Consider the following 20,752-nt stretch of genomic DNA (forward strand, 5'->3'; position numbering starts at 1 on the left):
GTTAATCCTGCAGCGACGCTGCGAATGCCTCAAGGAACTGCGCGTTTTCTTCGGGAGTGCTGACCGTCACGCGCAGACAGTTGGCCAGCAATGGGTGCATTTTACTCACGTTCTTGATCAGTACCTTGCGTGCAAGGAGCCGATCGAACGTCTGTGCCGCATCCGGCACACGCGCGAGCAGGAAATTGGCTGCGCTGGGGAACACGGTCACGCCACCATGGGCCGCCATGCCTTCCGCCACACGCGAACGTTCGGCGCGCAGCTGTGCTGCCTGCTCGTCGAGCACCGCGACGTGCTCGAGCGCGAACAGCGCGGTCGCCTCGGTCAGCACGTTGACGTTGTACGGCGGGCGCACCTTGTCGAGCTGCTCGAGCCATTGCGGGTCGCCAGCCACATAGCCCAGGCGGATACCGGCCAGGCCCAGCTTGGACACCGTGCGCATGACCAGCAGGTTGCCGAAATCCGTCAGGCGCGACATCCAGCTTTCCTGCGCAAACGGCTGATAGGCCTCGTCCACGACTACCAGGCTGCGGCAGACGCTACCCTGCGCGGCGCGGACGATGGCTTCCATGTCGGCGGCATCGAACAGGTTGCCGGTCGGATTGTTCGGATAAGCGAGATAGACGATGGCGGGCTGGTGCTCGGCCATGGCGGCCAGCATCGCGCCGCGGTCCAGCGTGAAGTCAGCGCGCAGCGGCACGCCCACGAACTCCAGGCCCGCGAACTGCGCCGACATCGCATACATCACGAAACCGGGCACGGGCGCCATCACCTTCGCGCCTGGCCGCGCCGCGGCCAGCGCGAGCATGCTGATGATTTCGTCCGAGCCGTTGCCGAGCAGCACTTCCATGCCGGCCGGCACCTGCATGACTTCTTTCAGTTTCGCACGCAAGGCCTCGCTGCTCGGCACCGGGTAACGGTTCAGCGCCACCTCGCCGAGCCGCGCCGCCAGTTCGCTGCGCAGTGCGGGCGGCAGGCGGTACGGGTTCTCCATGGCATCGAGCTTCACCAGACCATGCGAATCCGGCACGTGGTAGGCGCCCATGGCGCGCACGTCGTCACGGATGATTCGCTCGATCAGGGAAGGGTCTACGACTGACATGGATGCTCCTGTATGGGCTGCCGCAACGCTGCGGCAGCAATGGGTTCAACTACGCTTGAAACGGTACTCGGCGCTGCGCGCGTGGGCCTGCAGGCCTTCGCCATATGCAAGTTCGGCCGCGATCTGGCCCAGCATCTGCGCCCCGCCCTCGCTGACCTCGATCAGGCTTGAACGCTTCTGGAAGTCGTACACGCCCAGCGGCGACGAGAAGCGAGCGGTGCGCGAAGTCGGCAGCACGTGGTTCGGCCCGGCGCAGTAGTCGCCGAGCGACTCGCTGGTATAGCGACCCAGGAAAATGGCGCCGGCGTGGCGGATCTTCTCGCTCCACTGGCGCGGGTTCTCGGCCGAGATCTCGAGGTGCTCGGGCGCGATCGCGTTGGCGATCTCGCAAGCTTCTTCCATGTCGCGCACCTTGATCAGCGCGCCACGGCCTGAAATCGATGCGGCGATCACCTCGCGGCGTGGCATGCTGTCGAGCTGGCGCTGGATACTTGCCTCGACCTGCGCGATGTAGTCGGCGTCCGGGCACAGCAGGATCGACTGCGCGAGTTCATCGTGCTCGGCCTGCGAGAACAGGTCCATCGCCACCCAGTCCGGATCAGTCGTACCGTCGCAGATCACCAGGATCTCCGACGGGCCGGCGATCATGTCGATGCCCACGGTGCCGAACACGCGGCGCTTGGCTGCGGCCACATAGGCGTTGCCGGGGCCGACGATCTTGTCGACCTGCGGCAGCGTCGCCGTGCCATACGCCAGCGCGCCAACCGCCTGCGCACCGCCGATCGTAAACACGCGATCCACACCAGCGATCTGCGCAGCCGCCAGCACCAGTTCATTGCGCACGCCGCCCGGCGTGGGCACGACCATGATGATTTCCTTGACGCCCGCGACGCGCGCGGGAATCGCATTCATCAGCACCGACGACGGGTACGCGGCCTTGCCGCCCGGCACGTAGATGCCGACGCGGTCCAGCGGCGTCACCTTCTGGCCCAGCATGGTGCCATCGGCCTCGGTGTATTCCCAGCTATGACTGCCGCATTCGATCTTCTGCTTCTCGTGGTAGGCACGCACGCGCGCGGCGGCGGCTTCCAGCGCGGCGCGGCGCTTCGGCTCCAGGTCTTCGAGCGCAGCTTCGAGTTCGCTTTGCGAGATTTCCAGCGCGCCCATCGACGCCGCCTCGACCCGGTCAAACCGCTGCGTGTATTCGAGTACCGCGGCGTCGCCGCGATCCTTCACGTCGGCCAGGATCTGCGCCACGGCGCGGTCGATGGCCTCGTCCTCGCCGGCCTCGAAGGCCAGCACCTCGCGCAGCGCTTGCGCGAAGCGCGGATCGCTTGAATCGAGCCGGCGGATCGACACGTTTTCCATTTCGGTTGCGTTCATGACTCCATTCCTATCTGGGACGCAGGCCTCAGGCCAGCGCCGCCGATGCCTTCTCGAACGCGTCGAGAATCGGCGTCAGCCGTTCGCGCTTGAGCTTCAGCGCAGCCTGGTTCACCACCAGCCGCGACGAAATCTGCACGATCTCTTCGACTTCCACCAGGTTGTTCGCGCGCAGCGTGCCGCCCGTGCTGACCAGGTCGACGATGGCATCCGACAGGCCCACCAGCGGGCCCAGCTCCATCGAGCCGTACAGCTTGATCAGGTCGACGTGCACGCCCTTCTTGGCGAAGTGCTCGCGCGCGGTCTGCACATACTTGGTCGCCACCGACAGGCGCGCGCCCTGGCGCACGGCGTTGGCATAGTCAAACCCGGCCGGCACCGCTACCGACATGCGGCAGCGTGCAATGTTCAGGTCGATCGGCGCGTACAAGCCGGTCATGCCGTGCTCCATCAGCACGTCCTTGCCGGCCACGCCGAAATCGGCCGCGCCGTATTGCACGTAGGTCGGCACGTCCGATGCGCGCACGATGATCACGCGCACAGCCGGATCGGACGTCGGCAGGATCAGCTTGCGCGACGTCTCCGGATCTTCCATGACACGGATGCCGGCGGCTTCGAGCAGCGGCAGCGTTTCCTTGAAGATGCGGCCCTTGGAAAGCGCCAGCGTGAGCTGGTTGGGCGAAGCGTTGAATGCGGGGCTCATCGGGTTCCTCAGGCGATGCGGCGGATCTTGGCGCCGACTGCCGACAACTTGTCTTCCATGCGGTCGTAACCGCGGTCCAGATGGTAGATGCGATCGATCACGGTATCGCCATCTGCGACCAGGCCAGCGATGACCAGGCTCGCCGATGCGCGCAGGTCGGTCGCCATCACGCTGGCGCCGGACAGGCGCGGCACGCCGGTCACCACGGCCGTGTTGCCTTCGGCGGTGATGTTGGCGCCCAGGCGGTTCAGTTCCTGCACGTGCATGAAGCGGTTTTCGAAGATCGTCTCGGTAATGCGGGCGGTGCCTTCGGCCACGGCATTGAGCGCCATGAACTGGGCCTGCATGTCGGTCGGGAACGCCGGGTATTCCGAGGTGCGGAAGCTCACGGCCTGCGCGCGTTGCGACATGGACAGGCGGATCCAGTCATCACCGGTTTCGATATTGGCACCGGCCTCGCGCAGCTTGATCAGCACCGCGTCGAGGATCAGCGGCGGAATATCGCGCAGGACCAGGTCGCCCAGCGAGGCAGCGGCCGCGCACAGGAAAGTGCCGGCCTCGATGCGGTCAGCGACGACCGAATGCGTCGCGCCATGCAGCTTGTCGACGCCCTGCACGATCAGGCGGTCAGTACCGATGCCGTCGATCTTCGCGCCCATCTTGACGAGCAGGTTCGCAAGGTCGGTCACTTCGGGTTCGCGCGCGGCGTTTTCGAGCACGGTCTCGCCATCGGCAAGCGTCGCGGCCATCAGCAGGTTTTCGGTGCCGGTCACGGTAATCATGTCCGTCACCACGCGCGCGCCCTTCAGGCGCGACGCACGGGCGTGGATGAAGCCGTGTTCGATACTGATTTCGGCACCCATGGCCTGCAGGCCCTTGATGTGCTGGTCCACCGGGCGCGCGCCAATGCCGCAGCCGCCCGGCAACGACACACGCGCCTCGCCAAAGCGCGCGACCAGCGGGCCGAGCACCAGGATCGACGCGCGCATGGTCTTCACCAGCTCGTACGGCGCCTCGGGCGAATTGATATCGGTGCCCTTGAGCGTGGCGGTGCTGCCGGTCATCTCGGCGTGCATGCCCATCTGCCGCAGCAGCTTGAGCATGGTGCGCGTGTCCTGCAGGTTGGGCACGTTGTCGATGGTGACGGTATCGGCCGTCAGCAGGCCGGCGCACAGGATCGGCAGCGCGGCGTTTTTGGCGCCGGAAACACGGATCTCGCCTTTGAGCGGGCCATTGCCCTGGATCTGGAATTTGTCCATGTTCTGTCAGTTGCGGCCGGACGGGGTCATCACGTCCGGCATCGATTTCGCGGGAACCACGCGCGCCAGGCGCGCGGCTCGATTCGGTGAAGCTGCCGTCCCTTAACCTGTTACTTGCCGGCACCCGCCTGCCATTCGGCCGGCGTCAGCGTCTTCATCGACAGCGCATGGATCTCGGCGCGCATGCGGTCGCCAAGCGCGGCGTACACGCGCTGGTGGCGCTGGATCAACCGCTTGCCGTCGAATTCGGCGCTCACGATGGTGGCAAAGAAGTGCTGGCCGTCACCTTCGACTTCCAGGTGTTCGCAGGGCAAACCTTGGGCAATGTATTCCCTGACTTGTTCCGGAGTAGGCAGCATGTTTTCTTCTCTTCTGTGTGGAGGGCCGCGCTTCAGTGGCGCAGCTTGTAACCCGACTTCAACAGGCGCAGCGCCAGCGCCGCGAGCAGCACGAAGGCCGCGCCGACCACCGCCAGGCTGAACATCGGCGACACGTCCGAGACGCCGAAGAAGCCATAGCGGAAGCCGTCGATCATGTAGAAGAACGGGTTGGCATGGGACACCGCCTGCCAGAAGGCCGGCAGCGAATGGATGGAATAGAACACGCCCGACAGGAAGGTCGCGGGCATGATCAGGAAATTCTGGAACGCGGCAAGCTGATCAAATTTTTCGGCCCAGATGCCGGCGATCAGCCCGAGCGTGCCGAGGATGCCGGCACCCAGCAGCCCAAACACGAGAATCCAGCCCACACTGGCGAAATGCAGGTGGGCGAACCACGCGGTCACGATCAGCACGCCGAGTCCGACGGTCAGCCCGCGGATCACCGATGCGACCACATAGGCGCCGAACATCTCCCAGTGCGACAGCGGCGGCAGCAGCACGAACACCAGGTTACCGGTGATCTTGGACTGGATCAGCGACGAAGAACTGTTCGCGAACGCGTTCTGCAGCACGCTCATCATCACCAGGCCCGGCACCAGGAACGCGGTGTAGCTGATCTGGTCGTAGACCTTGACGCGGTCTTCCAGCACGTGGCCGAAGATCAGCAGGTACAGCACAGCGGTCAGCACCGGTGCGGCCACTGTCTGGAAGCTGACCTTCCAGAAGCGCAGTACTTCCTTGTAAAGCAGCGTGCGGAAGCCAACCAGCCCGCCGACGGCCATCGACGCGAGCCGCGTGCCATCGAGCACTTCGATATCGCCAGGCTGTTTCATGCCGCGGCCTCCATGGCCTGGTCAGGCAGCGCGCCTGGCATGTGCCCCTCGCGCCGCATGATCTGAACGAACACGTCCTCGAGATCCGCCTTGTTGATTTCCATGTCTTCGATTTCACAGCCGGCCTCGCGGCAGGCGGCCAGGATCGGCTCCACAGCGGGGTAGCCCGACAGGCGCAGGCGCACTGCGCGCTCGCCGGGGTTGGCCGGCATGCGCAGCGGCTCGAGCGCCGTCGGCAGCGCGCCGCGCGAGAACGTCAGCACGAGTTGCAGGCCGGCGAACTGCGTCAGCAGGTTGCTGGTGCGGTCCAGCGCCACGACCTCGCCAAACTTCAGCATGGCGATGCGGTCGCACAGCGCTTCGGCCTCTTCGAGGTAGTGCGTGGTCAGGATGATGGTGTGCCCTTCCCGGTTCAGCCGCGAAATGAACTTCCACAGCGTCTGGCGCAGCTCCACGTCCACGCCGGCGGTGGGCTCGTCCAGCACGATCACGGGCGGACGGTGCACCAGCGCCTGCGCCACCAGCACGCGCCGCTTCATGCCGCCGGAGAGCTGGCGCATGTTGGCATCGGCCTTGTTGGTGAGATCGAGGTTGGCCATGATCTCGTCGATCCAGTCGTCATTGCGCGTCAGGCCAAAGTAGCCGGACTGCAGCCGCAGCGTCTCGCGCACGGTGAAGAAGGGATCGAACACAAGTTCCTGCGGCACCACACCGAGCATACGCCGCGCCATGCGGTAGTCGGACACGACATCGTGCCCGAGCACACTGACGCGGCCGGAATCCGGACGGTTCAGTCCCGCCAGGATGGAGATCAGCGTGGTCTTGCCGGCACCGTTGGGACCGAGCAGGCCGAAGAATTCGCCGCGCTCGACGGTGAAGCTGACGCCCTTGAGCGCCTGCAGGTTGCCGTAGCGCTTGCGAACGTCGGTGAGTTCGATGGCTTTCATGGCCAAATGTCTGGGGCTGTCCCGATTGGGGACCGGCCGTCTGGAAATGGGGACCAACTGGTGCCCGGGGCTACCCTGACCCGGCCTGACGTGCTGCGGGGGAATGGGCGAACAACCCGGAATTATAGGGGATGCGGGGAGAGTCCCGCTTGGGGCGCGGCCACCGCCTCAGGCAGCGGCCGGGGCATCCGGATGACCGCTGGTGTAGCGCGCGGTCAGGGATGCCGGTTCAATGTCGATGAGCAGCCGCCTGCGGGGCCAAGCCCAGCAGGCTGTCGACCCCGTACAGCGAGGCCAGTTCGGCGAGTTGCCGTGGCACGCCGCTCAGCGCCAGCTTGCCCTGGCGGGCGGCAGCGGCGCGCTGCCAGGCCAGCAGCACGGCCACCGCCGACGAATCGACTTGTTCCAGCGCCGCGCAATCGACTTGCGTTTCTCCCCGGGCCACGCGCGACAGCCCGTCACGCAGCACCGCGGCGGCGTTCTGGTTGGTCAGCGAAGTGCCTAGCGAAAGCATCGTGAAAGTCGGATTGGCGAAGCCAGCGAGTTCGGAAAACACAAGCTCCCGCACAAAGGCGGGAGCTTGCATGCGTACAGCGATTGTAGAGCAGATTGCCGCTGCGTGCTGCAATGCAGCGCAGCAGCGGCAGCGCGACGTCAGCTCTTGGCGTTGGCCAGCTGGCGGTTGCGGTCCTGCAGCGTCTTGATCACGCCGTCCACGCCCTGCTGGCCGACGATGGTGTTGAAGCTGCCCTTGTAGGCCTCGGTCAGCCACGCGCCCAGCACGTTGATGTCATAGACCTTCCAGCCCTGCGCCGTCTTCTCGAGACGGTAGTCGAGCTGGATCGGCTCGCCCTTGTTGATCACCTGGGTGCGGATAGTCGCATCGGTGTCGTCCGGCGAACCGCGGTACGGCTTGTACTGCACGGTCTGGTCGCGAATCTGCGCGATCGCGCCCGCGTAGGTGCGGATCAGCAGCGTCTTGAACTCGTCGGTGATGACCTTCTGCTGTTCGGGCGTGGCCTTCGACCAGTTGCGGCCCATGGCGATCTGCGTCGTCTTCTGGAAGTTCGCGTTCGGCAGGATCTTCTGCTCGACCAGGGCGGAGATCTTGCCGATATTCCCGGCCTGCATGTCCTTGTCGCTCTTGACGCTGGTCATCACATCGTTGACCACGGCCTTGACCAGCGCTTCGGGGCTGGCGGCATCCTGCGCCGAAACCTGCGCATGGGCGGCACCGGTAAAGGCAGCTACAGCGAGGAGGGGGAGCAACAGTCGCTTGATCATGGAATTTCCTTCTCAGTCAGATTCATTCGCCGCCCGGGGCAGGTCCGGCTTTACGAAGCCCGCAATCCCCAGGCGTTGCGCACATTGGAACATAGTCCGTGGCGGCGGGTTGCCGGCCCTCGTGCATCCCCCGCCACTTCAAAACAAATTGTTTCAGCGCTCACAGCACACTCACAGCCGGCTTACAGCGCATTTACAGGCTCCCCCCACACCTCAGCGGATGCGCAGGCCACCGCCGGGAACGATGCGCTGCATCGGTGAAGCCGGCGGCACAGGCAGGTTCTGGCCCTCCGGCTGCGTGGCGCCTTCGGCGGGCGCGGCCGGCTGCGACGGCTGTTCGGACGACGGCTGCGAAGGCGATGAGGAAGGCTGCGCCGGCTGACCATCGCTCTCCGATTCATCGTTGTCCCGACTCGGAGGATTGCCGTCGTAGATCAGATACTCACGCCGCTGCAGATAGGAATCGCGCAGGAACGCATACTTGTCCAGCGCGGCCTGCTCGAGCAGGTTGGTCGCGCCAAGCAGTTGCGCGCGGCCCGCAACAATGCGCACCCCGACCAACGAGTTGCGCAGCGAAACGGGGTAGAAATAGGCCGAAGGGTCAATCTGACGGTCCACCAGCATGCCCGCGGTGTCGCGCACGGTGCTCGGCCCAAACAGCGGCAGCACCAGGTACGGCCCCGCCGGCACGCCCCAGACACCAAGCGTCTGGCCGAAATCTTCCTTGTACTTGGGCAGGCCGCCCGGCGTGGCAATGTCGATCAGGCCGCCAATACCTAGCACGGTGTTGATCGCCACTCGCATGGTGTCCTCGGCCGCACGGCTGGGCTTGCCCTGCAGCAGGTTGTTCACCGCCGAATAGACGTCGCTGACATTCGAGAAGAAGTTATCCACCGCGGTCTGGACGGGCGACGGAATGTAGTCCGCATAAAGCTGGGCAACAGGCCTCAGCACGCCCTTGTCGAAGTCTTCATTGATGCGCGAGACCTCGCGATTGAACGGCTCGAGCGGATCCTTCGGATTGGCGGTCGGGCCGGTGGCGCAACCCGCCAGCCCCATCAGGACACCAGCTGCCAACGCCAGGACAGCGTGCCTGGCCGCCGGCTTGCACGAAGGAACGGTCATTTGCCGGCTCCGCCCACAGCCGGCGCGCTCGCCGCACCACCGCTGCTGGCCCCGCCGGCCCCGGCGTCGGCAGCCTTGTTGTACAGGAACTGCCCGATCAGGTTTTCGAGCACCACGGCCGACTGCGTCATGGTGATGCGCGAGCCCTGCGCCAGCATGGCGGTATCGCCGCCGGCCTCCAGGCCGATGTACTGCTCGCCCAGCAGGCCCGACGTCAGGATCTTGGCCGAGGAGTCCTTCGGAAACTGGTACTGCTTTTCCAGGTTCATGACCACGGTGGCCTGGTACGTCTTGTCATCGAACCGGATCGCCGCCACACGCCCCACCACCACGCCAGCGCTCTTGACCGGCGCGCGCGGCTTCAGGCCGCCGATGTTGTCGAAGCGGGCTTCGACTGCGTAGGTTTCCTGGAAGGTGAAGGCACTCATGTTGCCGACCTTCAGGGCAAGAAACAGCAAGGCAACAAACCCTGCTACCACGAACAGCCCCACCCAGAAATCGAGTGCACTTTTTTTCATTGGGATCTCTTTCTACCCGTTGTCCTGCCGTTTGGCCCGGTGCGTTGCCCATCAACTGAACATCAACGCTGTCAGCAGGAAATCCAGCCCAAGCACGGCCAGCGACGCGATCACCACGGTGCGGGTTGTGGCCCGCGACACGCCTTCCGGCGTGGGCTTGGCTTCGAACCCCTGGTACAGCGCAATGAACGTCACGGCAATGCCGAAAATAAAACTCTTGATGACGCCGTTGACCACGTCGTCACGCACATCCACGCCAGCCTGCATCTGCGACCAGAAGGCGCCCGCATCCACGCCGATCAATTGCACGCCGACCAGGTAACCGCCCAGGACGCCGACAGCGCTGAAGATCGCGGCCAGCACCGGCATAGCCACCACACCTGCCCAGAAACGCGGCGCAATCACGCGTTGCAGCGGATTGACGGCCATCATTTCCATGGCGGTCAACTGCTCGCCCGCCTTCATCAGTCCGATTTCCGCGGTCAGGGACGTGCCCGCCCGGCCGGCAAACAGCAATGCGGTGATGACCGGCCCCAGCTCGCGCACCAGCGAAAGCGCTACGAGCAGCCCGAGCGCCTGCTCGGAACCATAGCGGTTCAGCGTGTAGTAGCCCTGCAGCCCCAGCACGAAGCCAACGAACAAGCCCGACACCGCGATGATGACGAGTGACAGGTTGCCGACGAAGAAGATCTGGTCGGTCACCAGACGGAAGCGGCGCAGGAGTGCCGGGGACAAGCCCAGCACGGTAAAGAACATGCCTGCGGCATGGCCGAGGCCGGCGACACCTTGCCGCACCGCCGAGCCGATGGCGGCGAAGAAGCCCGTCATTGCGCACCCCCGCCGGCAAAGTCCTCGACCAGCGACGGGCCCGGATAGTGGAAAGGCACGGGGCCGTCGGCCTCCGCATGCACGAACTGGCGCACGAACGGATCGGTCGAGGCGCGCAGCGCTTCGGGTTCGCCTTGCGCGGCGATGCGGCCGTTGGCAATGAAATACACGTAGTCCGCGATCTGGAACGTCTCGTGCACGTCGTGCGAGACGATGATGGTGGTGGCGCCCAGCGCATCGTTGAGGCTGCGGATCAGCCGCGCGGTCAGCCCCAGCGAAATCGGGTCGAGTCCGGCAAACGGTTCGTCGTACATCAGCAGCGACGGATCGAGCGCAATCGCGCGGGCGAGCGCCACCCGGCGCGCCATGCCGCCGGAGATCTGCGACGGCATCAAATTACGCGCGCCGCGCAGCCCCACGGCGTTGAGCTTCATAAGCACGAGGTCCCGAATCATCGACTCCGGCAGGTCCGTGTGCTCACGCAGTGGAAAGGCCACATTGTCGAACACCGACAGGTCCGTAAACAGCGCGCCGAACTGGAACAGCATGCCCATCTGGCGCCGCACGGCGTACAGGCCCGTCACATCGAGCTTGTGGATATCGGCACCGCCGAACGTGACCATACCGGCTTGCGGCCGCACCTGGCCGCCGATCAGGCGCAGAACGGTGGTCTTGCCACAGCCCGAGCCGCCCATCACCGCGATCACCTTGCCACGCGGGAATTGCATGGTCAGGCCGGTCAGGATCGGCGTGGCGTCTGGCGAGTAGGCAAAATCTACCGCGTTGAGTTCGACGAGATTGTGGGCAGGTTCAGTCACGTTGGCAGCAGTCCGGGCAGTCGCGCATTATAAGGGCTACTACCTAGAACTGCAGGCGGCCCGTGGGGCCGCCGCCACATCCGTCGGCGCGGGTTCGGAATGGGTTACGGCTCGCCCTGCGCGGCATCACGCAGGATCACCTGCCACTGGATCGATTCCGAGCGGATTGCGGTCGCAAAGGCCTCCGGAGAATCGCGCAGCGGCGTCAGGCCAGCGGCCATCAGGCGCGCGCGGACCTCGCGCTCGGCCATCACCTCGTCGAGTTCGCCCGCCAACCGTGCAATGATGGCCCGCGGCGTTTTGGCCGGTGCCATCACGCCGAACCACGCTGCAGCGGCGTAGCCCTCCAGACCAGATTCCTGGAGCGTCGGCACCAGCGGTGCCAGCGGCGAGCGCGACATGCCGGTCACGCCGATCATGCGCAGCGAGCCGTTGCGCACATGGCTTTGCACGGCCGCATAGGAACAGAAGCACGCGCTGATGCGCCCGGCGAGCATTTCCTGCACAACGGCGCCCTCGCCCTTGGCCGTGACCAGCGGCACCCCGTTGCGGACACCGCGCACGGCAAATTCGGCATAAAGGTGCGACGGGCTTCCGGGCTGGCCATACCCGTAGCTGTAGGAGCCTGGATTCGACTTGACCGCCACGGCCCATTGTTCCGGCGTACGCATGGGCAGCCGGCCGTCGATGACCAGGAACAGCGGCGTCGTGGCCACGCGCGCCACCGGCGTAAAGTCCCGAATCACATCGTATGGCACGGGTTCCAGTCCCGGCTGGATCAGCATGTTGGCCTGGTGGAACAGCAGCGTGTGGCCGTCCGAGCTGGCCTTCGCGACGACATCGCCGGCCGTGGTACCGGCCGCGCCGGGTCGGTTGTCCACGTCAACGGGCACACCGAGGCGTGCGGACAGCCGTTCGGCCAGCAAGCGGGCTACGGCGTCGGCGACGCCGCCTGCCGGAAACGGAACGATCAGGCGCATAGGACGCGCCGGAAACGAGATGGCCCGCGCCGTGGCAGGCGGCGCCGAGGCAACGGCCGGCGATACCGCCTGCGCAGCAAAAGGTGCCCCTGCCACAATAAAAGCGGCCAACACCCCAAACCACATCACTACAGCGTCCCGGATGGCAGCAGGAAGCGTCAACTTCGCTTTACCTCGCCAAAGCCGCGACAACGTGCGCACTTCGGACATCAATTTTCTCCGGCGTGTCCCGCTTAGCAGGACCGCAGCTGGGTCGACGGAAAAATGGATTCGAGGCAGTTTCCGTTTTTGTTTTTTGAAAATTGTACGAACAACCCAAAGGGGGGCACAGGCACGTAAACCATAGCGCGGGAGAACCCTGAAGCCCTTGTGTGCCAAGGGAATCCCGGCGCTGGGGGGCAGTTGCGCAACCAGTTGCAAGGTCTTCTACAATGTCGAATGTCTGAATTTTTGCTGCGGCGCATGACGGCCGCTGACTTGCCCGGCGTGCTCCGCGTTCAAGCGGAGTGCTATCGCAGTGATCTTCTCGAAGGCACAGAGGCCTTCGCCAGCCGGCTCGCGCTATCGCCGGCCACGTGCTGGGTCGCCACGTCCTGGGATGATCGAGCGGCGCTGGCCGCGTACCTGTTCACCCATTCCTGGCCGCAAGGCAGCCTGCCGCCGCTCAATGGCGTACTGCTGCAATCCGCGCACGATGTCACCGATACGGCGACGCTCACCTGGTTTGTCCATGACATGGCTGTGGCGCCAGCCGGACGCGGTGGCGGGCTTGCGATGCGGCTCTACGAAGCTGCGCTGCAGTCCGCGCTCGATGGCGGTCTGCGGCACTCCCGGTTGATTGCCGTGCAATCGGCAGCGCCGTGGTGGCGCCGGGTTGGGTACGTGCCAGTGGTTGCGCAAGCGGGCTCCGCATATGTGGAAAAGCTGGCCGATTATGGGCCGGGCGCGATGATGATGGAGCGTGTGCTCGCTGCCTGAGCGTCTTATCGAGGCAAAAAAACGCCGGGATTCACCCGGCGTCTTTCCTGAAACAGCTTTCCAGCTGATCAGCGCGGCAGTTCCGTATGCCCCATCAGGAACGCGTCTACCGAACGCGCAGCCTGGCGGCCTTCCCGAATCGCCCACACCACCAGCGACTGGCCACGGCGCACGTCGCCAGCGGCGAACACCTTCGGCACATTGGTGTGGTACGCACGCTCGCCTTCCGTGGCAGCCTTCGCGTTCTTGCGCGCATCGGTGTCAACACCGAATGCGTCCAGCATCGAACCCACCGGATTGGTAAAGCCCATCGCCAGCAGCACGAGGTCGGCCGGCAGAATGAACTCGCTGCCCGGCACTTCCTGCATCTTGCCGTCCTTCCACTCGACGCGGCAGGCCTTCAGCGCGGTGACCTTGCCGTTTTCGCCGATGAATTCCTTGGTGGCGACGGACCAGTCGCGATCGCAACCTTCTTCATGCGACGACGAGGTGCGCAGCTTGATCGGCCAGTACGGCCACACCAGCGGCTTGTCCTCTTCTTCCGGCGGCTGCGGCAGCAGTTCGAACTGGTTCACCGAGGTCGCGCCATGGCGGTTCGAGGTACCGACGCAGTCGGAACCCGTATCGCCACCGCCGATCACGATCACGTTCTTGCCTTCGGCACGGATCTCGTTCTCGCCGTCGCCGGCCACTTCCTTGTTCTGCGGAATCAGGAATTCCAGCGCGAAGTGGATGCCATCCAGGTCACGGCCCGGCACCGGCAGGTCGCGCGGCACTTCCGAACCGCCGGCCAGCACGACAGCGTCGAACTGGTCCATCAGATCCTTGGCGGAGATGGTTTCACGCGCATAGTTCTTGATGCCGGCCGGCAGCGCGCCGTCGGTCACCATCACGCCTGCGCGGAAAGTCACGCCTTCGGCCTGCATCTGCTCGATGCGGCGGTCGATCAGCGTCTTCTCCATCTTGAAGTCGGGGATGCCGTAGCGCAGCAGGCCGCCGATGCGATCGTTCTTTTCGAACACGGTCACGTCATGGCCGGCGCGTGCCAGTTGCTGCGCGGCCGCCATGCCGGCGGGGCCCGAGCCGACCACGGCGACGGTCTTGCCGGTCTTGTGCTTCGGCGGCTGCGGTGCGACCCAGCCTTCTTCCCAGGCCTTGTCGATGATCGCGTGCTCGATCGACTTGATGCCGACCGGCAGCTCATTGATGCCGAGCGTGCAGGCAGCTTCGCACGGTGCCGGGCAGATGCGGCCCGTGAACTCGGGGAAGTTGTTGGTCTGGTGCAGCACTTCGATCGCCGACTTCCAGTCCTGGCGGTACACCAGGTCATTGAAGTCGGGAATGATGTTGTTGACCGGACAGCCGTTGTTGCAGAACGGGATGCCGCAGTCCATGCAGCGCGCACCCTGGATCTTCGCCTCGCTGTCGGACAGCGCAAACACGAATTCCTTGTAGTGCTTCACGCGCTTGACTACCGCTTCGTAGCCTTCGTTCTGGCGCGGAAATTCGAGAAAGCCAGTCGCCTTACCCATGTTGCGTCCTTGATCTTGCTAGGCAAGACCGGCGTGGCCGGCCTTGCTGTGAGGTCAGTATCTTGTCGGGATCGTCGCCGGTGTTACCGTTGGGGCGATCCCTGTCTCGTGGTGCCGCGGATCAGGCGGCGATGGCTTCGCGGTCGCTATCGCGGGCAGCCTGTTCCTTGGCGTACATCTCGCCCAGCGCGCGCTTGTACTCGGTCGGGAAGACCTTGACGAACTTGCGGCGTGCCGTGGTCCAGTCAGCCAGCAGCGCCTTGGCGCGCTCGGAGCCGGTGTAGCGGAAGTGCTGCTCGATCAGGTTGCGCAGCACGACTTCGTCGAGCTGGCGCTTGCCGTTGACCTTGTGCCACGAAGCCGGGCTCTGGCCCTTCTCCTGGTCGGCCGAGGCCAGCACGGCTTCCAGCGCGACCATCGACGTGTTGCAGCGCTTGTCGAACAGGCCGTCCTCGTCGTAGACGTAGGCCACGCCGCCCGACATGCCTGCCGCGAAGTTACGGCCTGTGCCGCCCAGCACCACCACGGTACCGCCGGTCATGTACTCGCAACCGTGGTCGCCGGTGCCTTCCACCACAGCCACCGCGCCCGAGTTACGCACCGCGAAGCGCTCGCCGGCCACGCCGTTGAAGAACGCTTCACCGGCGATGGCACCGTACAGCACGGTGTTGCCGACGATGATGTTGCGGGTCGGATCACCGCGGAACTCATGCGGGGCACGCACGATCACGCGGCCGCCCGACAGGCCCTTGCCGACGTAGTCGTTGCCATCGCCGACCAGGTCCAGAGTGATGCCGTGCGCCAGGAACGCGCCGAACGACTGGCCGGCCGTGCCTTGCAGCTGGATGTGGATGGTGTCATCCGGCAGGCCTTCGTGGCCGTACTGCTTGGCCACCACGCCAGACAACATCGCGCCGACGGTACGGTTCACGTTCTTGACCGGCTGGATGAACGACACGCGTTCGCCCTTCTCGATCGCCGGACGGGCCTTGGCGATCAGCACGTGGTCCAGCGCCTTGCCAGCCTCGACCGACAGGCCGTGGTCTTGCACGTCGGTGTGGAACAGCGGCGTGTCCGCCGGCAGCGACACCTGGTGGAAGATGCGGCTGAAGTCCAGGCCACGCGCCTTCCAGTGTTCGATGCCAGCCTTCGTGTCGAGCAGGTCGGCGCGGCCGATCAGTTCGTCGAAAGTGCGGATGCCCAGCTGGGCCATGATCTCGCGGGCTTCTTCTGCGACGAAGAAGAAGAAGTTCACCACGTGTTCCGGCTTGCCCTGGAATTTCTTGCGCAGTTGCGGATCCTGCGTGGCCACGCCCACCGGGCAGGTGTTCAGGTGGCACTTGCGCATCATGATGCAGCCCTCGGCAACCAGCGGTGCCGTGGCGAAGCCGAACTCGTCAGCGCCGAGCAGCGCACCGATCACGACGTCGCGGCCGGTCTTCATCTGGCCGTCGGCCTGCACGCGGATGCGGTTGCGCAGGCCATTGAGCAGCAGCGTCTGCTGCGTCTCGGCCAGGCCCAGTTCCCACGGCGAGCCGGCGTGCTTGATCGACGACCACGGCGAAGCGCCTGTGCCGCCGTCATGGCCAGCGATCACGACGTGGTCGGCCTTGGCCTTCGACACACCGGCAGCCACCGTGCCGACGCCTACTTCGGACACCAGCTTGACCGAGATATCTGACGACGGGTTGACGTTCTTCAGGTCGTGGATCAGCTGTGCCAGATCCTCGATCGAGTAGATGTCGTGGTGCGGAGGCGGCGAGATCAGGCCAACGCCCGGCACCGAGTAACGCAGCTTGCCGATGTAGTCCGAGACCTTATGGCCCGGCAGTTGGCCGCCTTCGCCCGGCTTGGCGCCCTGCGCCATCTTGATCTGAATCTGGTCGGCGGAGGCCAGGTACTCGGCGGTTACGCCAAAACGGCCCGATGCCACCTGCTTGATCTTCGAGCGCAGCGAGTCGCCCTCCTTCAGCGGCAGGTCGGCTTCGATCACATCGCCCAGCAGGCTCTTCAGGCTGTCGCCCTGCTTGATGGGGATACCGCGCAGTTCGTTGCGGTAGCGCTTCTCGTCCTCGCCGCCTTCGCCGGTGTTCGACTTGCCGCCGATGCGGTTCATCGCCACTGCCAGCGTGGCATGGGCTTCGGTCGAGATCGAGCCGAGCGACATCGCGCCCGTCGCGAAGCGACGCACGATTTCCTTGGCGGGCTCGACTTCTTCCAGCGGAATCGCCTTGGCCGGATCGACCTTGAACTCGAACAGACCACGCAGCGTCATGTGGCGCTTGCTCTGGTCGTTGATGATGTTCGCGTATTCCTTGTACGTCTGGTACGAACCCTTGGCGTCTTCGGCACGCACCGAGTGCTGCAGCTTGGCGATCGAGTCCGGGGTCCACATATGCTCTTCGCCGCGGATACGGTACGCGTATTCGCCGCCGCTATCGAGCATGTTGTCCAGCACCGGGCTGTTGCCGAATGCGTCCTTGTGCAGGCGCAGCGCTTCCTCGGCCACCTCGAAGATGCCGATGCCTTCGACATTCGACGGCGTGCCGTGGAAGTACTTCTGCACCAGTTCGCGCGACAGGCCGATCGCTTCGAAGATCTGCGCGCCGGTGTACGACATGTACGTGGAGATGCCCATCTTGGACATCACCTTGAACAGGCCCTTGCCGATCGCCTTGACGAAGTTCTTGACCGCCTTCTCCGGCGACAGGTCGCCCGACAGGCCGGCGGCCATGTCGGCCAGCGTTTCCATCGCCAGGTACGGGTGCACGGCTTCCGCGCCGTAGCCAGCCAGCAGCGCGAAGTGGTGCACTTCACGCGCGGTGCCCGTTTCGACGACCAGGCCGGTGGACGTGCGCAGGCCCTTCTCCACCAGATGGTGGTGAACCGCAGATGTAGCCAGCAGCGCCGGAATCGCAACCTGGTCGGCATCGACGCGGCGGTCGGTCACGATCAGGATGTTGTAGCCCGAACGCACCGCATCCACGGCTTCGGCGCACAGCGAGGCCAGGCGTGCTTCGATGCCTTCCTTGCCCCACGCGGTCGGATAGCAGATGTTCAGTTCGTACGAACGGAACTTGCCGCCGGTGTAATGCTCGATGTTGCGGATCTTGGCGATGTCCTTGAAGTCCAGCACGGGCTGGGACACTTCGAGACGCATCGGCGGGTTGATGTTGTTCAGCTCGAGCAGGTTCGGCTTCGGGCCGATGAACGACACCAGCGACATCACCATGTTCTCGCGGATCGGGTCGATCGGCGGGTTGGTGACCTGGGCGAACAGCTGGCGGAAGTAGTGGTACAGCGTCTTGTTCTTCGACGACAGCACGGCGAGCGGCGAGTCATTGCCCATCGAGCCGGTGGCTTCCTCGCCCGACAGCGCCATCGGCGCCATCAGGAACTTGACGTCTTCCTGCGTGTAGCCGAACGATTGCTGACGGTCCAGCAGCTTGGCCACAGGCTTCTTCTCGGCGGCAACGTCTTCCGGCTTGGCGTCGATCTCGTCCAGCTTGATGCGAACGGCGTCGATCCAGCTCTTGTACGGCTTGGCGTTGGCCAGGTTGTCCTTGAGTTCCTTGTCGTCGATGATGCGGCCCTGTTCCATGTCGATCAGGAACATCTTGCCCGGCTGCAGGCGCCACTTTTCAACGATGCGCGATTCGGGGAACGGCAGCACGCCGGCTTCCGACGCCAGCACGACGATGTCGTCCTCGGTCACGTAGAAACGGGCCGGGCGCAGGCCGTTGCGGTCCAGCGTCGCGCCGATCTGGCGGCCGTCAGTGAAGCAGATCGCGGCCGGGCCGTCCCACGGCTCCATCATGGCAGCGTGGTACTCGTAGAAGGCACGACGGTTGTCGTCCATCAGCGTGTGCTGTTCCCAGGCTTCCGGGATCATCATCATCATCGCGTGGACGAGCGGATAGCCGGCCATCGTCAGCAGTTCGAGGCAGTTGTCGAACGATGCCGTATCGGATTGGCCCGGGTAGATCAGCGGCCACAGCTTCGGCAGGTCGTCGCCGAGCACCGGCGATGAGATCGCGCCGGTACGGGCGTTGATCCAGTTGACGTTGCCCTTGACCGTGTTGATTTCGCCGTTGTGGGCGACCATGCGGTACGGGTGGGCCAGTTCCCAGGCCGGGAAGGTGTTGGTCGAGAAGCGCTGGTGCACCAGGGCCAGGGCCGACACGGCGCGCTGGTCCTGCAGGTCCAGGTAGTACTCGCCGACCTGGTTGGCCAGCAGAAGGCCCTTGTACACAACGGTACGGGCCGACATCGACGGCACGAAGTATTCCTTGCCGTGCTTGAGCTTGAGCGCCTGGATGGCGTGGCTCGCGGTCTTGCGGATCACGTAGAGCTTACGTTCCAGCGCATCCGTGGTCATGATGTCGCGGCCGCGCCCGATGAAGATCTGGCGGATCACCGGCTCGGTCTTGCGGACCGTCGGCGACATCGGCATGTTGCAGTCCACCGGCACGTCGCGCCAGCCCAGCACGACCTGGCCTTCCAGGCGGACGGTGCGCTCGAGCTCCTGCTCGCAGGCCAGGCGCGAAGCGTGTTCCTTCGGCAGGAAGATCATGCCCACGCCGTATTCGCCGGCGGGCGGCAGGCTCACGCCCTGCGCGGCCATTTCTTCGCGATAGAACTGGTCCGGGATCTGGATCAGGATGCCGGCGCCATCGCCCATCAGCGCGTCCGCGCCGACTGCACCCCGGTGGTCCAGGTTCTCGAGGATCTTCAGGCCCTGGCTGATGATCTCGTGCGTCTTCTTGCCCTTGATGTGCGCGACCATGCCGACGCCGCAGGCATCGTGCTCGTTGGTCGGGTCATACAGGCCTTGCGCTTGCGGACGCAGAGCGATGTCAGTGGAAGTTGCGCTGGTCTGCGCCTGGGCCAGTTCCTGGGCCGGATGGTTTTGCGATTGGTCCACGGGCTGAATTCCGGTGAAGGCTGCGCGGGTTGCCGGGCGAACCGAACGGGACCGTACTGCTGCCTGCACGCGCCGGGCACAAATTCGCACCGGCTGGTCCGGTTTGGACCGGCTCATCATCTGCTGACAGGGAAGCTACGGGGGACCGAAGCGGCGTACACGAGCGTGACGCGCCGCACAATGACTGTGGGTGGAGCAACTATATGAGAATCCCACAAAGCCTGCAAAGTTTTTAAATGGGGTCAGAACACATTTAACTTCGCACCGTTTTGAAGATGAGCTTAAATGGGGACACATTAAATTGCGGCGTATTGGTGCATCCTTCACATCTCATCTGTCATATGGGACGCCTACGCCACCGATTCGTCCGGTTCGGTGGCCTCCGCCCCCGCTTCCCGCTTGGGGCGGCCTTTCGGCAGCGGCTGCACACGCCGCGTGGCCTGCCGCTCGAGCTGGGAAAGAAAGCCGTCGCCGCCAAGCGGCCATCCGCTGTGGGCGTGTTTGCGCAAGGTCGCGAGCGTGCGGCCTGACAGGCCTTCATTGCTAAGCGTGCGATAGTTGGACTGGCGCTCGAACGGTGTATTGCCCAGCTCCCAGTACGCAGAGTGATCACTTACCAGTGCGCTGGCCTCAATGCCGACATGGTGTCGGTAGCTACTCCACCGGTCGGCCTCGGGCGTCATGACTTCACCGGCGCGCATGGCGTTGCCCTCCGCATACAGCATGGCCGGCAGCATCCATTCGGCCGGATCGAACACCGCGGAACGGAAGCGCCCTTCCCACAGCGTTCCCGTGCGGTTTGCCGTACGGTTGAAGTAGCGCGCATAGCGGCGCCCGACAGCCTGCATGGTCAGGCTCAGCGAATCGGCCCCGCGTGGCGTGGCGACCAGATGGATATGGTTGGGCCGCAGCCCATACGCATGAATGGCGAGGTCGTGCTCGCGCGCGGCCATGCGCAGGCTGTCAAGGTAGTGCAGGTAGTCGTCGGGCCCAAGGAAAACGGGCTGCCGGTTGTTGCCGCGTTGCAACACAAGGGCTGGCAGGCCAGCCGGGGAGAAACGGGGAAGTCGTGCCATCGAAGCGCCGCTGGGATCAGGACCGGAGTTGCTCCAGATGATAGCCTGATCCGTCCCCAATTTCTGCGGACACCTTCCGGTG

General features: G+C 64.7%; 18 protein-coding genes. 1 reads left to right on the plus strand and 17 read right to left on the minus strand.

All coding sequences use genetic code 11. The annotated features are described in order from the left end of the window. Nucleotide 1: 1 nt before the first annotated feature. From hisC to K2O51_RS29020, 14 genes are all read right to left on the minus strand, one after another. Nucleotides 2–1,102 (minus strand): histidinol-phosphate transaminase, encoded by a 1,101-nt coding sequence (hisC, locus tag K2O51_RS28955; protein ID WP_011299253.1) that lies wholly within the window; start codon nucleotides 1,100–1,102, stop codon nucleotides 2–4. A gap of 45 nt (nucleotides 1,103–1,147) precedes the next feature. Then, the gene (gene hisD, locus K2O51_RS28960) at nucleotides 1,148–2,485 is read right to left on the minus strand and encodes a histidinol dehydrogenase (protein WP_011299254.1); all 1,338 of its coding nucleotides are present in this window, start codon (nucleotides 2,483–2,485) and stop codon (nucleotides 1,148–1,150) included. Nucleotides 2,486–2,513: 28 nt separating this feature from the next. Further along, nucleotides 2,514–3,188, minus strand: a complete 675-nt coding sequence (gene hisG, locus K2O51_RS28965; protein ID WP_011299255.1) for an ATP phosphoribosyltransferase — start codon at nucleotides 3,186–3,188, stop codon at nucleotides 2,514–2,516. Between the two features lie 8 nt (nucleotides 3,189–3,196). Next, nucleotides 3,197–4,447 carry a UDP-N-acetylglucosamine 1-carboxyvinyltransferase gene (murA, locus tag K2O51_RS28970; RefSeq protein ID WP_011299256.1) on the minus strand — a complete coding sequence of 417 codons (1,251 nt, stop codon included), beginning with the start codon at nucleotides 4,445–4,447 and terminating at the stop codon, nucleotides 3,197–3,199. Between the two features lie 110 nt (nucleotides 4,448–4,557). Then, the gene (locus tag K2O51_RS28975) at nucleotides 4,558–4,806 is read right to left on the minus strand and encodes a BolA family protein (RefSeq protein WP_011299257.1); all 249 of its coding nucleotides are present in this window, start codon (nucleotides 4,804–4,806) and stop codon (nucleotides 4,558–4,560) included. 32 nt (nucleotides 4,807–4,838) lie between these two features. Next, a complete protein-coding gene (locus K2O51_RS28980; RefSeq protein WP_011299258.1) occupies nucleotides 4,839–5,660 on the minus strand; it encodes an ABC transporter permease in 822 nt (273 codons plus the stop codon). After that, nucleotides 5,657–6,607, minus strand: a complete 951-nt coding sequence (locus tag K2O51_RS28985) for an ABC transporter ATP-binding protein (protein ID WP_011299259.1) — start codon at nucleotides 6,605–6,607, stop codon at nucleotides 5,657–5,659. Before K2O51_RS28985 ends, K2O51_RS28980 begins: the two co-directional genes overlap by 4 nt. 229 nt (nucleotides 6,608–6,836) lie before the next feature. Next, on the minus strand, nucleotides 6,837–7,121 hold the full coding sequence (locus tag K2O51_RS28990) for an STAS domain-containing protein (protein WP_041680076.1): 285 nt from the start codon (nucleotides 7,119–7,121) through the stop codon (nucleotides 6,837–6,839). Nucleotides 7,122–7,261: 140 nt separating this feature from the next. Next, nucleotides 7,262–7,891, minus strand: coding sequence for an MlaC/ttg2D family ABC transporter substrate-binding protein (locus tag K2O51_RS28995; protein WP_011299261.1), 630 nt, complete (start codon nucleotides 7,889–7,891; stop codon nucleotides 7,262–7,264). 213 nt (nucleotides 7,892–8,104) lie between these two features. Then, a complete protein-coding gene (locus tag K2O51_RS29000; protein ID WP_011299262.1) occupies nucleotides 8,105–9,016 on the minus strand; it encodes an MlaA family lipoprotein in 912 nt (303 codons plus the stop codon). Continuing rightward, nucleotides 9,013–9,534: an outer membrane lipid asymmetry maintenance protein MlaD gene (gene mlaD / locus K2O51_RS29005; RefSeq protein WP_011299263.1), complete on the minus strand. Its 522-nt coding sequence runs from the start codon at nucleotides 9,532–9,534 to the stop codon at nucleotides 9,013–9,015. Before mlaD ends, K2O51_RS29000 begins: the two co-directional genes overlap by 4 nt. A gap of 51 nt (nucleotides 9,535–9,585) precedes the next feature. Continuing rightward, nucleotides 9,586–10,362 carry a lipid asymmetry maintenance ABC transporter permease subunit MlaE gene (mlaE, locus tag K2O51_RS29010; RefSeq protein ID WP_011299264.1) on the minus strand — a complete coding sequence of 259 codons (777 nt, stop codon included), beginning with the start codon at nucleotides 10,360–10,362 and terminating at the stop codon, nucleotides 9,586–9,588. Continuing rightward, the gene (locus tag K2O51_RS29015; RefSeq protein WP_011299265.1) at nucleotides 10,359–11,180 is read right to left on the minus strand and encodes an ABC transporter ATP-binding protein; all 822 of its coding nucleotides are present in this window, start codon (nucleotides 11,178–11,180) and stop codon (nucleotides 10,359–10,361) included. The genes mlaE and K2O51_RS29015 overlap by 4 nt, the downstream gene beginning before the upstream one ends. A 104-nt stretch (nucleotides 11,181–11,284) precedes the next feature. Continuing rightward, nucleotides 11,285–12,370 carry a Bug family tripartite tricarboxylate transporter substrate binding protein gene (locus K2O51_RS29020; protein ID WP_041679724.1) on the minus strand — a complete coding sequence of 362 codons (1,086 nt, stop codon included), beginning with the start codon at nucleotides 12,368–12,370 and terminating at the stop codon, nucleotides 11,285–11,287. A 228-nt stretch (nucleotides 12,371–12,598) separates the two neighbouring features. Between K2O51_RS29020 and K2O51_RS29025 the strand changes: the two genes are divergently transcribed. Next, entirely contained in the window at nucleotides 12,599–13,138 is a 540-nt protein-coding gene (locus K2O51_RS29025) for a GNAT family N-acetyltransferase (protein ID WP_011299267.1), read from the plus strand. Nucleotides 13,139–13,206: 68 nt separating this feature from the next. On the opposite strand, the gene K2O51_RS29030 is transcribed toward K2O51_RS29025, so the two are convergent. The 3 genes from K2O51_RS29030 to K2O51_RS29040 form a co-directional block, all read right to left on the minus strand. Further along, nucleotides 13,207–14,670, minus strand: coding sequence for a glutamate synthase subunit beta (locus K2O51_RS29030; RefSeq protein ID WP_011299268.1), 1,464 nt, complete (start codon nucleotides 14,668–14,670; stop codon nucleotides 13,207–13,209). A 121-nt stretch (nucleotides 14,671–14,791) separates the two neighbouring features. Further along, nucleotides 14,792–19,594 carry a glutamate synthase-related protein gene (locus K2O51_RS29035; RefSeq protein ID WP_011299269.1) on the minus strand — a complete coding sequence of 1,601 codons (4,803 nt, stop codon included), beginning with the start codon at nucleotides 19,592–19,594 and terminating at the stop codon, nucleotides 14,792–14,794. Between the two features lie 350 nt (nucleotides 19,595–19,944). Beyond that, on the minus strand, nucleotides 19,945–20,670 hold the full coding sequence (locus tag K2O51_RS29040; RefSeq protein WP_220631095.1) for a transposase: 726 nt from the start codon (nucleotides 20,668–20,670) through the stop codon (nucleotides 19,945–19,947). Between the last annotated feature and the right edge of the window lie 82 nt (nucleotides 20,671–20,752).

This window comes from Cupriavidus pinatubonensis (assembly GCF_019602855.1).
Taxonomy (GTDB): Bacteria; Pseudomonadota; Gammaproteobacteria; order Burkholderiales; family Burkholderiaceae; genus Cupriavidus; species Cupriavidus pinatubonensis.

Bases quoted from the DNA above. Each gene is read 5' to 3' on its own strand.
- hisC (WP_011299253.1), bottom strand. From the start codon at position 1,102: ATGTCAGTCGTAGACCCTTCCCTGATCGAGCGAATCATCCGTGACGAC.
- hisD (WP_011299254.1), bottom strand. From the start codon at position 2,485: ATGAACGCAACCGAAATGGAAAACGTGTCGATCCGCCGGCTCGATTCA.
- hisG (WP_011299255.1), bottom strand. From the start codon at position 3,188: ATGAGCCCCGCATTCAACGCTTCGCCCAACCAGCTCACGCTGGCGCTT.
- murA (WP_011299256.1), bottom strand. From the start codon at position 4,447: ATGGACAAATTCCAGATCCAGGGCAATGGCCCGCTCAAAGGCGAGATC.
- K2O51_RS28975 (WP_011299257.1), bottom strand. From the start codon at position 4,806: ATGCTGCCTACTCCGGAACAAGTCAGGGAATACATTGCCCAAGGTTTG.
- K2O51_RS28980 (WP_011299258.1), bottom strand. From the start codon at position 5,660: ATGAAACAGCCTGGCGATATCGAAGTGCTCGATGGCACGCGGCTCGCG.
- K2O51_RS28985 (WP_011299259.1), bottom strand. From the start codon at position 6,607: ATGAAAGCCATCGAACTCACCGACGTTCGCAAGCGCTACGGCAACCTG.
- K2O51_RS28990 (WP_041680076.1), bottom strand. From the start codon at position 7,121: ATGCTTTCGCTAGGCACTTCGCTGACCAACCAGAACGCCGCCGCGGTG.
- K2O51_RS28995 (WP_011299261.1), bottom strand. From the start codon at position 7,891: ATGATCAAGCGACTGTTGCTCCCCCTCCTCGCTGTAGCTGCCTTTACC.
- K2O51_RS29000 (WP_011299262.1), bottom strand. From the start codon at position 9,016: ATGACCGTTCCTTCGTGCAAGCCGGCGGCCAGGCACGCTGTCCTGGCG.
- mlaD (WP_011299263.1), bottom strand. From the start codon at position 9,534: ATGAAAAAAAGTGCACTCGATTTCTGGGTGGGGCTGTTCGTGGTAGCA.
- mlaE (WP_011299264.1), bottom strand. From the start codon at position 10,362: ATGACGGGCTTCTTCGCCGCCATCGGCTCGGCGGTGCGGCAAGGTGTC.
- K2O51_RS29020 (WP_041679724.1), bottom strand. From the start codon at position 12,370: ATGTCCGAAGTGCGCACGTTGTCGCGGCTTTGGCGAGGTAAAGCGAAG.
- K2O51_RS29025 (WP_011299267.1), top strand. From the start codon at position 12,599: ATGTCTGAATTTTTGCTGCGGCGCATGACGGCCGCTGACTTGCCCGGC.
- K2O51_RS29030 (WP_011299268.1), bottom strand. From the start codon at position 14,670: ATGGGTAAGGCGACTGGCTTTCTCGAATTTCCGCGCCAGAACGAAGGC.
- K2O51_RS29040 (WP_220631095.1), bottom strand. From the start codon at position 20,670: ATGGCACGACTTCCCCGTTTCTCCCCGGCTGGCCTGCCAGCCCTTGTG.